Here is a 12,893-nt window from a genome sequence, read left to right as displayed (position 1 = left end):
GCACCCACCGTGGTGGTCATGATCCTTGTCACGGGTGCCACGGGCACCATCGGAAGCGATGTCGTACGACGGCTTGTGGCGCGCGGCGAGAAGGTGCGCGCGCTCACGCGGGACCCGGACCGGGCCGGGCTGCCGCCGGGAGTGGAGGCGGCCCGGGGTCACCATCGCGACCTCGACTCCGTGGCGTCGGCCATGGCGGGCGCTGACGCCGCCTTCCTCGTGGGTGTCTTCGGCCCGGAGGACGGGGACAGCGACCGGGGGATGGTCGAGGCGGCGCGGACGGCGGGGGTACGGCGCGTGGTGAAGCTCTCCGCGATCAGCGCGGGCGATCCCAGGACGGGCCTGGGCGGCATCGCGCACGGACACGGCGAGGAGGCGGTCCGGGGCAGCGGCCTGGAGTGGGTGATCCTGCGGCCGTCGTCCTTCGCGTCGAACACCTTGAGCTGGGCGGCGGCGCTCCGCTCGGGTGAGCCGGTGCCGAACATGCTGGGAACGGGCCGGCAGGGGGTCGTGGACCCGCGCGATGTCGCCGAGATCGCGGTCGCCGCACTGGTGGGTCCGGGTCACGCGGGGCGGACGTACACCCTGACCGGCCCCGAGACGCTCAGCCCCCACGACCAGGCGGCCGCGCTGGGGGAGGTGCTGGGCGGCCGGGTGGAACTCCGTGACCTGACCCCGTCCCAGACGCGTGAACTGCTGCTCGCCTCGGGCTGGAGCGAGGAGGCCGCGGAGGGGATGCTGCGCAGCGTCCGCTTCGTGGCCGAGGGCGGCAACGCGGTGGTCACCGGGGACGTGGAGGAGGTGCTGGGGCGTCCGGCGCGGACGTATCGGGAGTGGGCCCAGGACCACAAGGGGGCGTTCGGCGGGGGTGGAGGCTGACGGTTGTGTGTCGGCTGCGCGCCGGTGGGGGCTGGCCGCGCAGTTCCCCGCGCCCCTGGTGGGTGCCGTCACGGCACCTGCGGCTGCACCCCGAAGAGGCGCGGGGAACTGCGCGACCAGCCACGATGTACCCGCAGCCGCGAGACGGCGCAGCGAGGCACAGGCGAAGGCGGCTCAGACCTTCCCTCGCGGCCGGAGCACCACCGCAGCCAAGCCCAACGCCGCCACCGCGATCCCCGCTCCCACCCGGAACGCCAGCTGATATCCCTGCGCCGTCGCCGAGACCACCTCGGCCCCGTCGGCCAGCAGCCCCTCCGTCCGACCCGCCGCCAGCACCGACAGCACCGCCAGCCCCAGCGAACCCCCCACCACCTGCGTGGTGTTGAACAACCCGGACGCCAGCCCCGCGTCCTCCTCCCGCGCCCCCGACATGGCGAGCCCGGTCAGCGCGGGCATCGCCGCGGCGAACCCGACGGACAGCAACAGCAGCGGCGGAAGAACGTCCGCGACGTACGAGCCCTCGACCGGTGCACGGCTCAGCAGGGCCATCCCGGCGACGATGAGGCCGAGCCCCGCCAGCAGGACCCGGTACGGGCCGAACCGCCCGATGGTCCGCGCCGACAGCCCCAGCATCAGCAGCCCGATCACGACCGGCGCCGGCAGGAACGCCGTGCCGGTGAGCAACTCACCGAAGCCGAGGACGCGTTGGACATACAGCGCACCCAGGAACTGGAAGCCGTACATGGTGGCGATCATCAGGACCTGCACGGCGTTCGCGCCGGACAGCAGTCGGGAACCGAACAGCCGGAGCCGCAGCAGGGGACGGGCGGCACGGGCCTGGCGCAGGGTGAAGGCCGTGAACAGGGCGACGGCGGCCAGGGCCGGCAACAGCGTGGTGGCCGGCCCGCGGTCGCCGGACCCGACGATCACGTACACCGTCAGCATCAGCGCCCCCGTCACCAGCGCGGCCCCCGGATAGTCCGCGCCCCGGCCGAGCCCTTCGCCGGCCTCCGGAGCGAGCACCCGGATCGCCGCCACCAGGGCGACGATCCCGATCGGCAGGTTGATCAGGAAGATCCAGTGCCAGTTCAGTGCCTGCGTCAGCGCCCCGCCGAGGAACGTGCCCAGCGCCCCGCCCCCCGCGCCCACCGCGCTGAACACCGCGATCGCCCGGGCCTGTTCACGAGGCTCCGGGAACAGCGCGACCAGCATGCCGAGCACCACCGCAGAGGTCATCGCCCCGCCGACGCCCTGCAGGGCACGCGCCGCGATCAGCGTGCCCTGGCCGGTGGCCACCCCGCACAGCACGGACGCCGCCGTGAACACGGCGAGCCCCGCCGTGAACATCCGCTTGCGCCCGATCAGGTCGCCCAGCCGGCCCGCCAGCAACAGCAGCCCCCCGAACGGGATCAGATAGGCGTTGACCACCCAGGCGAGGCCCGGCCCGGAGAAGCCGAGGTCGCTCTGGACGGCCGGCATGGCGACCGTGACGATGTTGCCGTCCAGGATCGTCATGAGTGTCCCCGCGCACAGGACGATCAGGGCCGTCCAGCGGGAGTAGGTTCGGTGCGGCGTTCGTGTCGGGGTTCCGACGACGGTTGTCATGGCGGGCGTGGCCTCCGCGTTCTCCATGGATTCCGGCAACTGGCTTTGGTGCACGACTTGTAACGGGCAACATCGTCAGTGACCATGGAGAGCGGTGTAAGGAGGCAGTTCGATGTCCCAGAGGAACACCGGTGTGACCGTGCAGGTCGTGAACGCGCACGCGTGTCCGGTGCGGGAAGTTCTTGACAGGGTCTCCGGCAAATGGAGCGTGCAGATCCTCGTCGCGGCGGCCCACGGACCCATCCGTTTCACCGAGTTGGAGCGCAGCATCGAGGGCATCAGCCGCCGCATGCTGACCCTGACCCTGCGCAACCTGGAGCGCGACGGTCTTGTCACCCGCACCGTCCATCCCACGGTGCCGCCCCGGGTGGAGTACGAACTCACCCCGGTTGCCCGCGATTTGCACGAGACCCTGCAACGCCTCACCGACTGGGCGGAGCGCAACAGGGTCTACATCGCCGAGGCGCGGGCGCACTACGACGCCGAGCGGGAACCGGAGCCGGCCTGAGCTACAGCCCGAACAGGCCCGGGTCGGCGGCCAGTTCCTTGAAGACCTCGACGGGCTGCGCGACCAGTCGCCGCTCCTTGAGATCCATGATCCCGCCGACCGCCGTGATCTCGGCCGCCACCGTGCCGTCCTTCTTGAGGATCGTCTGCTGTATGCGGAACGTCTTGCCCCCGCCCCACTCGAAGGCGCAGGTCACCTCCACCTCGTCGCCCGCCAGCAGTTCGCGCCGGTACCGGATGGTGGTCTCCAGGGCCACCGGGCCCACTCCGCTGCCGATGAGCCCGGCCTGGGTGATCCCGGCGGCCTTGAGCAGCGACCAGCGGGCGTGCTCCGCGTAGTTGATGTACACGCTCTGGTTGAGGTGTCCCTGCACGTCCGTCTCGTACCCGCGGACGGTCACCGGCACGGAAAACGGTTCGCTCATGCGTCAATCCCCTCTCAGGCCACGGCAGTTGCTGGACCCGATCCTGACATGTGTCCGCTACACCCGGCGCGGCGAGGCCAGCAGGTACCGGGCCCTGGTCCGCGGTTCGGTGTACTCGCCGACCTGCCAGCCGGCCTTCTCCAGGGTGGTCGCGCAGGCCCGCAGCGCCTCGCCGTCCGGCGCGTGCACGGCCACGGCCTCGGGCTGCGGGGTCGCGCGCACCCGGTAGCCGGACGAGCCCCCCGCTTCCGGCGCGTGCCCGGCCGCCTCCAGGGCGAGCGCCGCCGCCTGCACGAGGTGTGCGCGTTCCCAGCCGCAGGGCCGGTCCGTGGACCCGTCCGGGTTGGTCATGCGGCGCAGCTCCAGCAGCCCCTGCCAGGCGCTGTGCACCTCCCGCGCCCGGGCCGGACCGCTGTCCGCGGCCTCCTCGGTGCCGCCGATGTGCGCGGCGAACACGCCGGTGGCCGGGTCGGCGGGCCGTTCGGGCTCCTCCTCGACCGTCTCCCGTATGCGGTGCCCGGCCGGGGTCAGGAAATGGTCGTGCGGCGGCCGGGGATGCCGGAAGGCCAGCCCGCGCTTCACCAGCGCGTCCAGCTGGGCCTCGGTGCCCCTCAGCCGCCCGGTGACGGGATCGGCGGCGTCGATGACACGCCGCTGTGCGGCGGTGGGCGGTCGCGTCACGGCGTGCTCCTTCCGGGGGAGGGACCGCACGACGGACCGTACGGATCACTGACCCCTCCGCTTCGAAGGCTACGACGGGGGTCTGACATCCCGCCCGGCGATCACCGGCGGCCCAGGTTCCGCCACCCGGCCGGAAAGGGGACGGGCCGAGCCGACGAGCGGTGAGCATGCGCAGGAAAGGGCGGGCGCCACCAGCCCGACGCACCCCTCGGTTTTCGCGTGGCCCGCGTTCACCTCGACCGGCACATGGTCGGCCCGCCCGCCGCCCCCGCCGGGTCACACCCGCCCGAGCCCCGCCTCACACCCCCGGCAACCCCTGCACCGACTGCGCGAGTTGTCCCACCGCGACGACCAGCGGTGTCACCGGCTGTACGAAGTCGTTGAGGCGGTCGAGGGCCCGTCGCAGGACCGTCGGCTGGGGTTCGGGTTCGTCGAGTTCCTCGCGCAGGCGGCGCAGTTCCCTGCCGGTCGCGTCGGGGTCGGCGAGCGCCGCCCGGTGTTCCGTCAGCAACTGCTCGACGTGCGCGAGGAGTTCGGCCGTACGCTCGGCGTCCGGCGGCTGGAAGGAGACCGCGCCGGAGAACGCCTGGGCGTGGTGCCCCACGGCCTGGTTGCCGACGTAGTGGGTACCGCCGCTGATCATGACGCCGTTGTTGACCGGAGGGTCCTGGCGCCGGTCGTCGTTGCCCATGATGAGGACCTCCTCGGACTATGTGCCGGAGCCGCCGACGGCACCCGGTGCCGCCGCCGCACCGGACTGCTGCTGGGGGACGTTCTGCGTGGCGGTCGCGCCGGTACCGATCGCCTGGTTGCCGATGATGCTCGTCCCGCCCTGCTGGATGAGGCCCTGGTTGAGGATGGTCTGCTGCTGGGCGCGGAAGTCGGTGATGTCGTAGCCGCGCGCGGCGAGGAACTCACGGATCGCGGCGAAGGTGTGGCGCTCCACCAGGGACGTGATCCGGGTGGCGTCCACGACCTGGAAGTAGTTGTGGTAGTCCGGACTCAGCGCCAGCTCCCGGATGCTCATCCGGGCGCCGAAGTCGTAGACCGGGTCCTGCTCCAGGGCCTTGAGCTCGTCCGTCATCCGTCTGCGGTGCCGCTCGTCGAAGTAGCTCTGCCGCAGCGCCCTGAAAGGCGCCGCGTAGAACGCCTTGCCGGTGCGGGGGACGGCCTCCAGCAGCAGTTCGCGCCGTGCCGCGGCGGAGAGGGGACCGCGCAGCCGGTCCACGACGTGGTACTCGGCGCGCACCGGAGCGAGTACGTGGTTGCTGCAGTGCAGGTGGAGCGTGCGTCCCGTGGTCGAGAAGTGCAGGAAGACGCTCGGCACCACGTCCCCGCCCCACAGCGGGACATGCACGGCCAGATAGTGGCGGACGGCCCCGGTGGGACGCTCCGTGATCCGCTCCACCTCGTCGGCCGACAGGCGCGCGGCCGGGGCGAGGCTCCTGGTCCTGATGAACCGCTCGTCGTCGCCGATGGTCGTGCCGCTCGCGAAGACCCGGTCCTCGACGACGAGGGAGGCGAGGGACTCGGCGACATCCGCCGGCGTCCCGTCGGCCGTGCCGTGGGTGGCGGTCGCCCGCAGTCGCGCGCGTACGTGGTCGACGAGCTCGGTGACCGTGAACGGCTCAGGGTCGGCAGGGCGGCGCGGCACCCCTGCCACGGGGTTGCCGGCGGGCAGCAGCGGCACGCTGAGCGACCACTGCGAGGCGGCCTCCGCATAGCCGATGAAGGGTGTGAACCCGCTGTACACCGTGACGTTCCCGTCCTGCGCCTCCCTGATGGCCGTCAGCCGCTCGGCCATCCACTTCCGCCGCGGCACGGTCGGCCGCGGCTGCCGGCCGAAGGCCTCGCGGGTCATGGTCGTGCGCAGCAGCCGGTCGACGGCGAGTTCATGGCGTACGACCGTGGCGTACGCGCTCGCCGCCACCGCGACGGACAGCAGCACGGCCGGTACCCCGGCCAGATAGGCGCCCAGCAGCCAGCTCACGAAGCCGGGCGCGGGCAGCGCCGAGACGAGGACACCGAAGGCGAAGGCGACGAGCACCGTGATGCCGGCCGTGATCGCCGTGCCCACCAGCACCCTGCCCTCGGGCTGGTGCCGGCCCCTGGTGGCCCGGCTCGGCCGGCCGCCGGCCCGCCGGCCGGCCGACAGGAACACCGTGACGGACACCAGCCACAGGGGCGCGAACACCGCCAGGACGGCGAAGGCCGCGGTCAGCCGCAGGTCGCGGGAGCGGCGCAGCTCCTGGGCCGTCAGACAGTGACGTACCACCGTCACCAGGTCGACGTCGGGCGAGGCCGCCACGGCGCCGGCCTCGTCGGCCAGGAGGTCCTCCACCACTCGTTCGGCGAAGCTCTCGTCGATGTAGGCCGCGGCGCACAGATACCGGGTGACATCACCCGGCGCACTCCCGACCGGCATGTGGACCGGCGCCGTCGTCATGCCGAGCCCTCCCTCTCTCCAGCGGCGGAGCGGCGCCGTGACGGCGCCGACGGAGCTCCTGGCCCGGATCCCCGGCGGGCCGCCGGTCAGGAGCACGAGCAGCACGCCCGCCGCCAGGCCGAACAGCAGGCCACCGGGCAGCAGGTAGTCCAGCATCATGTCGGTCGGCGCCAGCGGCACCTCGGGCACGAACTCCTTGTGCAGGCCCCACCACAGGAGGTTGGAGGCCACCGAGACCGACACACCCACGACGAGACAGCGGAGCAGGCCCGGTTTCCCGCGGACCGACATCCGCCACAGGAAGAAGGCGAGGCCCGCGAGCAGGAACAGGACGGAGAGGTCGTTCACGACCAGTGCGGGCGTGGTGCCGTACCGCGCGTCCGACGTGTCCCAGGCGGGGACGAACGCCGCTTCGAGCAGTCGGCGCAGGTTCTTGCTGTCGGATCCCTCGATGTAGAACTTCCGCTCGTACAGGTCCCGGACGGGCCCTTGTACCCACGGGCTGCCGAAGAGACCGACGCTCAGGACGAGCAGTACGACACGGACGCGTAAGGCCGACGGTGTCGAAGGTGTGTCCGAGGCACGGCGACGAGACAAGAACACCCGGGATCCCCCCATCCCCCGACCCTGCGGATCAGTGGCCGCACTCTATGGCATCCCCGCTCTCCTCGACCATGAATCCCCGCAACACCACCAGCTACTGCCGGTATCCGCTCAGGAACCGCCCGATCCGCCCGATCGCCGCCTCCAGGTCCTGCGCGTGAGGCAGCGTCAGGATGCGGAAGTGGTCCGGAGCAGGCCAGTTGAAGCCGGTGCCCTGGACGACCTGGATCTTCTCCCGCAGCAACAGGTCCAGGACGAACTTCTCGTCGTCGTGGATCTTGTGGACCTTGGGGTCCAGACGCGGGAAGGCGTACAGCGAGCCCTTCGGCTTCACACAGGTCACACCGGGGATCTCGTTGAGCTTCTCCCAGGCCACCGTGCGCTGTTCGTACAGCCGGCCGCCGGGCGCGGTCAGCTCGTGGATGGACTGGCGGCCGCCGAGCGCGGCCTGGATGGCGTACTGGGCGGGGGCGTTGGCGCACAGCCGCATGGAGGCCAGCATGGTCAGGCCCTCCAGGTAGCTCTTCGCGTGCTGCTTGGGGCCGGTGACCACCAGCCAGCCCGAGCGGAAGCCCGCCACCCGGTACGTCTTCGACAGCCCGCAGAAGGTCAGGACGACCAGATCGGGGGCGAGGGCGGCGACGGAGTGGTGCACGGCGTCGTCGTACAGGATCTGGTCGTAGATCTCGTCGGCGAAGACCATCAGGCCGTGCCGGCGGGCGAGATCGAGGATGCCCTCGATGATCTCCTTCGGATAGACCGCGCCGGTGGGGTTGTTCGGGTTGATGATGACGACGGCCTTGGTGCGGTCCGTGATCTTCGAGGCCATGTCGTCCAGGTCCGGGTACCAGTCGGCCTGTTCGTCGCAGAGGTAGTGGACCGCCTTGCCGCCGGCGAGGGTGGTGACCGCGGTCCAGAGGGGGAAGTCGGGGGCGGGGATGAGGATCTCGTCGCCGTCCTCGACGAGTGCCTGGACGGCCATCGAGATCAGCTCGGAGATGCCGTTGCCGAGGTAGACGTCGTCGACGTCGACCTCCAGGCCCAGTGCCTGGTAGCGCCCCGCCACCGCCCGGCGGGCGGAGAGGACACCCCGGGAGTCCGTGTAGCCGTGCGCCTTGGGGAGCATCCGGATCATGTCCTGGAGGATCTCCTCCGGCGCCTCGAAGCCGAACAGCGCGGGATTGCCGGTGTTGAGGCGCAGCACGCTGTGGCCCGCCTCCTCCAGTGCGTCGGCGTGCTCGATCACCGGGCCGCGGATCTCGTAACAGACCTCGCTGAGCTTGCTCGACTGCCGGAACTCCATGCGCTGCTGCCTCTCCGGTTACCTGTGTTGCTTGGTTTTACCAAGTAGGAGCTTGGAAAGTCCAACAACTTGTCTAGACTGCGTCGCATGTCACCTCGCCGAAGCTACGACCAGTACTGTTCCGCGGCCCGCGCCCTGGATGTCGTGGGCGACCGCTGGACCCTGCTGATCGTCCGGGAACTGCTGGCCGGCCCGCGCCGCTACACGGACCTGCACGCCGACCTGCCGGGCGTGAGCACGGACGTACTCGCCTCGCGGCTGAAGGACATGGAACGCGACGGCCTGACCACCCGGCGCCGGCTGCCCCCGCCCGGGGCGGCCTACGTCTACGAACTCACCGGTCGCGGACGCGAGCTGCTGCCCGTGCTGCAGGCCCTCGGCGCCTGGGGCGGACCCGAGCTCGGCGACCGGCGGCCCACCGACGCGGTGCGCGCGCACTGGTTCGCGCTGCCGCTGCTGCGCTCGCTGGAGGGTGACGGACTCGTCGAAGTGCGTCTGGAGGAGGGGGAGTTCCACCTGTACGTCGGCGCACAGGCCGGCCCCGCGTACGGCGAGGGGCCGGCCCCCCGGGAGCCCGACGCCCGCCTGGCCCTGGACGCCGAAACCTGCGAGGCCCTCAGCCGCGGCGAGTTGAGCCTGCCGGACGCGGTGCGGACCGGCCGGGTCGAGGTGACCGGGGACGGCGCGATCGCCAAGCTGCTGCGGGCGGGGTGACGGGAGAAGGCCCGCCGGGGCGGGCCTTCTTGATGAACCGTCAGATTCTGCTGCGCACCCGTCAGGCTCCCGGCGGTACCCGCGTGGGTCGTCCCGAGCCGCGGGTCAGTGTGTAGCCGCCGACCCCGGCCAGCGCGGCGAGCGCGCCGCCGATCGCGGTCCACACCCAGCGGTCGGACCACCAGCCGGAGGACCACCCGTCCTCGGGCTCAATGGCGGACAGCACGGCGGAGGAGTCCTCCGAATCGCCGTCCTCCGTCTCCGACTTCACCGCGATGCCCGGCACCAGCGGCTCCGCCAGCGAACCGTCCACCGCGGCCGATCCGCCGACGTCCTTGGAGTCCACCCGGACTTCCGTGCTCACCGGGAGTCCCAGGTCGGCCGTGGTGAGGCCGACGGCCGTCAGCCGGACGTAGTACGTGCCCGGCAACGGGTCGTTCGCCCAGGTCTCCGACCAGGCGCGGACCGTGCGCAGTGTGCAGGCCAGCTCCACCGAGGCGGTGTCCGCGGCGGTGGTGCGCGTCTGGGCGCCGTACTGGCAGGACTGGCGGCGGCGCAGACCGTCGTACACGTCGATCTGCCAGGTCTGCGAGGCGTGCGTCTCGGGCAGCTTCACCGTCGCCTGCACGGTGGGGCGCTGTCCGGCGTCCGCGGGGAACGACCAGTACAGGTAGTCGCCCGTGGAGCCGCTCGCCGTGGCGGTTTGGCCCTGCTCGACCTCGGTCGCCGTACGGAACGACGTGCCCGCCTGGGTGGGCGCGTCACCGTCCGCCGAGGCGGAATCCGTCGGCGTCGGCGAGGAGTCGGCCGCCGCCGGTGCGACGGCCAGCCCCAGCATCAGGAGGGCTGCGCTCAACACGCGTGTGATCCGCATCAGTTGGTCCTCCAGACCGCGACCCGCCAGCGTGACAGCCAGCCCCACAGCAGACCGGCGACGAAGCCCGCGAGAATCAGCGCGCCGAGCAGCCACCAGCCGCGCCCGAGGCCGAAGGAGGCCACGTCGCTCGCGTTCGACGGCCCGTCCACGACGTCGACGGTCAGCTCGAGTGGCAGACCCGGGGTGGTCTTCACCCCGGAGGCCGCCGAGAAGGAGTTGGTGACCTGGAGACACACGGTCTCGGCCGAGGCGTCGTCACGGTCGGCCTTGGGGTATCTGAGCCCCGTCGAGATCACATCCGTACGGCCGTTGCCCGCACCCTCGCCGCGCACGATCTCCCGGCCGTGCACGGTGACCGCCCGCAGCAGCACCCCGTACGAGGGGTTCACGGCCCGGTCGGCCCCCACGCTCACCGAGGCGCGCAGCTCCTGGCCCGGTTCGACGTCCACCCGGTACCAGCGCTGCTGGATGAACTCCTCGCGGTCGGTGTAGAGCCCGGACTTCAGCGTCGGGGCGGTGGCGCAGGTGCCGGCGCCCTCCGTGGCCACCGGCGTCACCACCGGGTCGGCCGCGCGGTCCACCAACTGGTTGACCTTGTCGGTGAGTTCGTCGGCGTGCTCCACCGAGCTGTAGGTACCGCCGGTCGCCTCCGCGATGCAGCTCAGCTGCCGCCGCATCTTGGTGTTCGGGACCAGACCGAGGGTGTCGATGGTCAGCCCGACGCCCTTGGCCGCGATCTCGCGGGCCACCTCGCACGGGTCGAGCGGCGCGCAGGTGTCCTCGCCGTCGCTGATCAGCACGATCCGCTTGGAGGAGGCGCTGTCGGTGAAGTCACCGGCGGCCTTCAGCAGTGCGGGGCCGATCGGTGTCCAGCCGGTGGGGGAGAGGGTCGCCACCTGCGTCTTGGCCTCGGTACGGTCCAGCGTGCTGACCGGGTAGAGCTGCGCGGTGTCCTTGCAGCCCGTCTTCTGGTTGTCACCCGGGTAGTTGGCGCCGAGGGTCCGGATGCCGAGCTGGACCTCTTCGGGCGTCGCGTCCAGCACCTCGTTGAAGGCCCGCTTCGCCGCCGCCATCCGGGTGCCGCCGTCGATGTCCGCCGTCCGCATCGAGCCGCTCACGTCGAGGACGAGATCGACCTGAGGCGCGGTGCCGCCCGTTGGTTCACCGGCGACCGCCGCGGCCGGGAAGGCGACCCCGGCCGTCAGGGCGGCGAGCAGGGCGCACACTCCCGCCGCCAGCCGTTTTCTTGTGATCATCGCCGGATCCTATTGATCAGGTGCGCCGGGCTCCAAAACGGCCGCTCACAGCAGGGGGTTAGGGAGCTCCGTCCACTGGTCGCCCGGCGTCCCCGGCGACAGCCGCATCAGCGTCAACGCCTTCGCGGGCAGCGGCTGTTCGAGCAGCGCGGCCAGATCGGGCGTGCGCGGCAGCTCCCGTACGGCCGTCTCCAGCGCCCCTCGCAACGCCGCCTCCGAACCCGCCGTAGCGGCCAGGGCCCCGGCCACCAGGGAGCCGAACAGCTTGCGCCGCAGGGTCGTCACATCGTCCGTGACGATCCGCCCGGACAGCGCGGGAACCGCGATGCCGTGCCGCGCGAGCCTGGCCGGGCTGACCCGGATGTCGGCGAGGTCCCGGTAGACGAGCCCGAGCGGCGCGCCCGACTCGGACAGGACGACGAGGAGGTTCTGGCCGTGTGCCTCCAGGGCGACGCCGAGTTCCAGGAGCCGCAGCCCCACCGTGAGGGCCAGCCGGGCGAACTCGGCCAGCCATGCCGGGGACCGGGGCAGCTCGGTGGTGGCGAGGGCCGCCACGGGCAGCACCCGGCCGCCGTACACCTGGGGGGACTCGCGCACCACGGCCGCAAGATCGGGCGAGTCGGCCGTCACCGCCCCCAGCGTCCGGGTGAACTGCAGGAGGCCGTCCATCCGTTCCGCCAGGGTCTCCGCGAACTCCGAGAGGATCGCCGACATGCCGATCGAGTAGACGGAGATGTCCCGCACCGAGGAGGTGAGCCGGGCGCTGAGCGCGGTCTTCACATGCGGTCCGCCGCCGGCCAGGGCGAGGGTGCGCAGCGACATCAGCGGATGCGCGTCGAGTCCGTGGGAGACGGTCCGTTTCAGCACATGTTCCGCCTGCCACGGATGCACCGGCAGCAACAGCCGCTCCCCGTCCCGCATCTCGGCCGGCCACGCCCCCGTCACCAGGCACTCACCGGCCGGTACGGGCACGAGCCCCAGCCGTACCAGCGGCCGGTGCTCCGGCCCGTAGGCCAGCTGCTCGGCCACCGAGAAGCCGGGCCGGGAACGGCAGTTGGGGTGGTAGGGATGCCCGTCGACGACCCGCTGCTCCCACTCCCAGTCACGCACCGGCCACTCCTCGGGGCCCGGCGGCCGGCCTGCCCTCGACAGCGCCAACGACGCCACGCTGTCGGCGAGTTCGACCGCGAAGTCCGCGCCGTGCGGTACGCCGAGGGCGGTCATCAAGCACGCCGGATCGTCATGCACGACCTCGTCGAGCCGTACGACGGTGACCTGGGCGGCGGTCGCGAACGGGTCAGGGTGCGGGCCGCGCAGCCGGCGTCCGTCCGACAGACGCAGCGTGAGCCCCTCCCGGCCCGCCTCCCGCGCGGCGACCCAGGGCAGCGGCTCGTGCGTGAGCCCCCGCCACAGCCGGGACAGCACGGCCGCACGGGCGCCGGGCAGCTCGGCCGCGTACCGCGCCACGAGGTCGGGGCGCAGGACGGCCAGTTCTTCGGCGAACCGGGCCTCGGCGGCGCGGGGACGGTGCACGGGCGGACTCCTCGGGTACGACTGGTGTCACAGCGGGACGGAGACGGCAGACATACTGATCGTC

Annotated in this window: 12 protein-coding genes; 3 read left to right on the top strand and 9 right to left on the bottom strand. The window is 72.0% G+C overall.

Features of this window, described 5'->3' with window-relative positions; translation table 11 throughout:
* The first annotated feature begins 9 nt into the window (after positions 1 to 9).
* A complete protein-coding gene (locus ACGFWE_RS08010; RefSeq protein WP_393598972.1) occupies positions 10 to 879 on the top strand; it encodes an NAD(P)H-binding protein in 870 nt (289 codons plus the stop codon).
* Positions 880 to 1,053: 174 nt separating this feature from the next.
* On the opposite strand, the gene ACGFWE_RS08005 is transcribed toward ACGFWE_RS08010, so the two are convergent.
* Positions 1,054 to 2,484, bottom strand: a complete 1,431-nt coding sequence (locus ACGFWE_RS08005) for an MFS transporter (RefSeq protein ID WP_393598634.1) — start codon at positions 2,482 to 2,484, stop codon at positions 1,054 to 1,056.
* A 112-nt stretch (positions 2,485 to 2,596) separates the two neighbouring features.
* Here ACGFWE_RS08005 and ACGFWE_RS08000 point away from each other — a divergent pair, with 112 nt between their 5' ends.
* Positions 2,597 to 2,992 (top strand): helix-turn-helix domain-containing protein, encoded by a 396-nt coding sequence (locus ACGFWE_RS08000; protein ID WP_352381559.1) that lies wholly within the window; start codon positions 2,597 to 2,599, stop codon positions 2,990 to 2,992.
* Position 2,993: 1 nt separating this feature from the next.
* Here the strand turns inward: ACGFWE_RS08000 and ACGFWE_RS07995 are convergent, their stop codons facing one another.
* The 5 genes from ACGFWE_RS07995 to ACGFWE_RS07975 all read right to left on the bottom strand — a co-directional run bounded on the left by ACGFWE_RS07995 (position 2,994) and on the right by ACGFWE_RS07975 (position 8,449).
* Positions 2,994 to 3,416, bottom strand: a complete 423-nt coding sequence (locus ACGFWE_RS07995) for an acyl-CoA thioesterase (protein WP_352381557.1) — start codon at positions 3,414 to 3,416, stop codon at positions 2,994 to 2,996.
* Positions 3,417 to 3,473: 57 nt separating this feature from the next.
* On the bottom strand, positions 3,474 to 4,097 hold the full coding sequence (locus tag ACGFWE_RS07990; protein WP_352381556.1) for a hypothetical protein: 624 nt from the start codon (positions 4,095 to 4,097) through the stop codon (positions 3,474 to 3,476).
* A gap of 298 nt (positions 4,098 to 4,395) precedes the next feature.
* The gene (locus tag ACGFWE_RS07985) at positions 4,396 to 4,788 is read right to left on the bottom strand and encodes a hypothetical protein (RefSeq protein WP_393598632.1); all 393 of its coding nucleotides are present in this window, start codon (positions 4,786 to 4,788) and stop codon (positions 4,396 to 4,398) included.
* An 18-nt stretch (positions 4,789 to 4,806) separates the two neighbouring features.
* Positions 4,807 to 7,146: a hypothetical protein gene (locus ACGFWE_RS07980; protein WP_352381552.1), complete on the bottom strand. Its 2,340-nt coding sequence runs from the start codon at positions 7,144 to 7,146 to the stop codon at positions 4,807 to 4,809.
* A 94-nt stretch (positions 7,147 to 7,240) separates the two neighbouring features.
* Positions 7,241 to 8,449 (bottom strand): pyridoxal phosphate-dependent aminotransferase, encoded by a 1,209-nt coding sequence (locus ACGFWE_RS07975; RefSeq protein ID WP_393598630.1) that lies wholly within the window; start codon positions 8,447 to 8,449, stop codon positions 7,241 to 7,243.
* Positions 8,450 to 8,536: 87 nt separating this feature from the next.
* Between ACGFWE_RS07975 and ACGFWE_RS07970 the strand changes: the two genes are divergently transcribed.
* The gene (locus tag ACGFWE_RS07970; protein WP_393598629.1) at positions 8,537 to 9,163 is read left to right on the top strand and encodes a winged helix-turn-helix transcriptional regulator; all 627 of its coding nucleotides are present in this window, start codon (positions 8,537 to 8,539) and stop codon (positions 9,161 to 9,163) included.
* A gap of 61 nt (positions 9,164 to 9,224) precedes the next feature.
* Here ACGFWE_RS07970 and ACGFWE_RS07965 read toward each other — a convergent pair whose 3' ends face one another.
* Genes ACGFWE_RS07965 through ACGFWE_RS07955 form a run of 3 tightly spaced genes read right to left on the bottom strand, consistent with a single transcriptional unit; the run spans position 9,225 to position 12,829 of the window.
* Positions 9,225 to 10,037 carry a hypothetical protein gene (locus ACGFWE_RS07965; protein ID WP_393598627.1) on the bottom strand — a complete coding sequence of 271 codons (813 nt, stop codon included), beginning with the start codon at positions 10,035 to 10,037 and terminating at the stop codon, positions 9,225 to 9,227.
* Positions 10,037 to 11,296, bottom strand: a complete 1,260-nt coding sequence (locus ACGFWE_RS07960; protein WP_393598626.1) for a VWA domain-containing protein — start codon at positions 11,294 to 11,296, stop codon at positions 10,037 to 10,039. Before ACGFWE_RS07960 ends, ACGFWE_RS07965 begins: the two co-directional genes overlap by 1 nt.
* A 45-nt stretch (positions 11,297 to 11,341) precedes the next feature.
* Positions 11,342 to 12,829 carry an IucA/IucC family protein gene (locus ACGFWE_RS07955; RefSeq protein WP_393598624.1) on the bottom strand — a complete coding sequence of 496 codons (1,488 nt, stop codon included), beginning with the start codon at positions 12,827 to 12,829 and terminating at the stop codon, positions 11,342 to 11,344.
* Between the last annotated feature and the right edge of the window lie 64 nt (positions 12,830 to 12,893).

The sequence above is a fragment of the Streptomyces sp. NPDC048523 genome (assembly GCF_043199815.1).
Lineage (GTDB): Bacteria > Actinomycetota > Actinomycetes > Streptomycetales > Streptomycetaceae > Streptomyces.
This window is presented reverse-complemented; position numbering and strand designations above follow the sequence as displayed.

Coding starts and splice junctions, on each gene's coding strand:
- ACGFWE_RS07970 (WP_393598629.1), top strand. CDS start 8,537: ATGTCACCTCGCCGAAGCTACGACCAGTACTGTTCCGCGGCCCGCGCC.
- ACGFWE_RS07975 (WP_393598630.1), bottom strand. CDS start 8,449: ATGGAGTTCCGGCAGTCGAGCAAGCTCAGCGAGGTCTGTTACGAGATC.
- ACGFWE_RS07965 (WP_393598627.1), bottom strand. CDS start 10,037: ATGCGGATCACACGCGTGTTGAGCGCAGCCCTCCTGATGCTGGGGCTG.
- ACGFWE_RS07985 (WP_393598632.1), bottom strand. CDS start 4,788: ATGGGCAACGACGACCGGCGCCAGGACCCTCCGGTCAACAACGGCGTC.
- ACGFWE_RS08000 (WP_352381559.1), top strand. CDS start 2,597: ATGTCCCAGAGGAACACCGGTGTGACCGTGCAGGTCGTGAACGCGCAC.
- ACGFWE_RS07995 (WP_352381557.1), bottom strand. CDS start 3,416: ATGAGCGAACCGTTTTCCGTGCCGGTGACCGTCCGCGGGTACGAGACG.
- ACGFWE_RS08005 (WP_393598634.1), bottom strand. CDS start 2,484: ATGACAACCGTCGTCGGAACCCCGACACGAACGCCGCACCGAACCTAC.
- ACGFWE_RS07960 (WP_393598626.1), bottom strand. CDS start 11,296: ATGATCACAAGAAAACGGCTGGCGGCGGGAGTGTGCGCCCTGCTCGCC.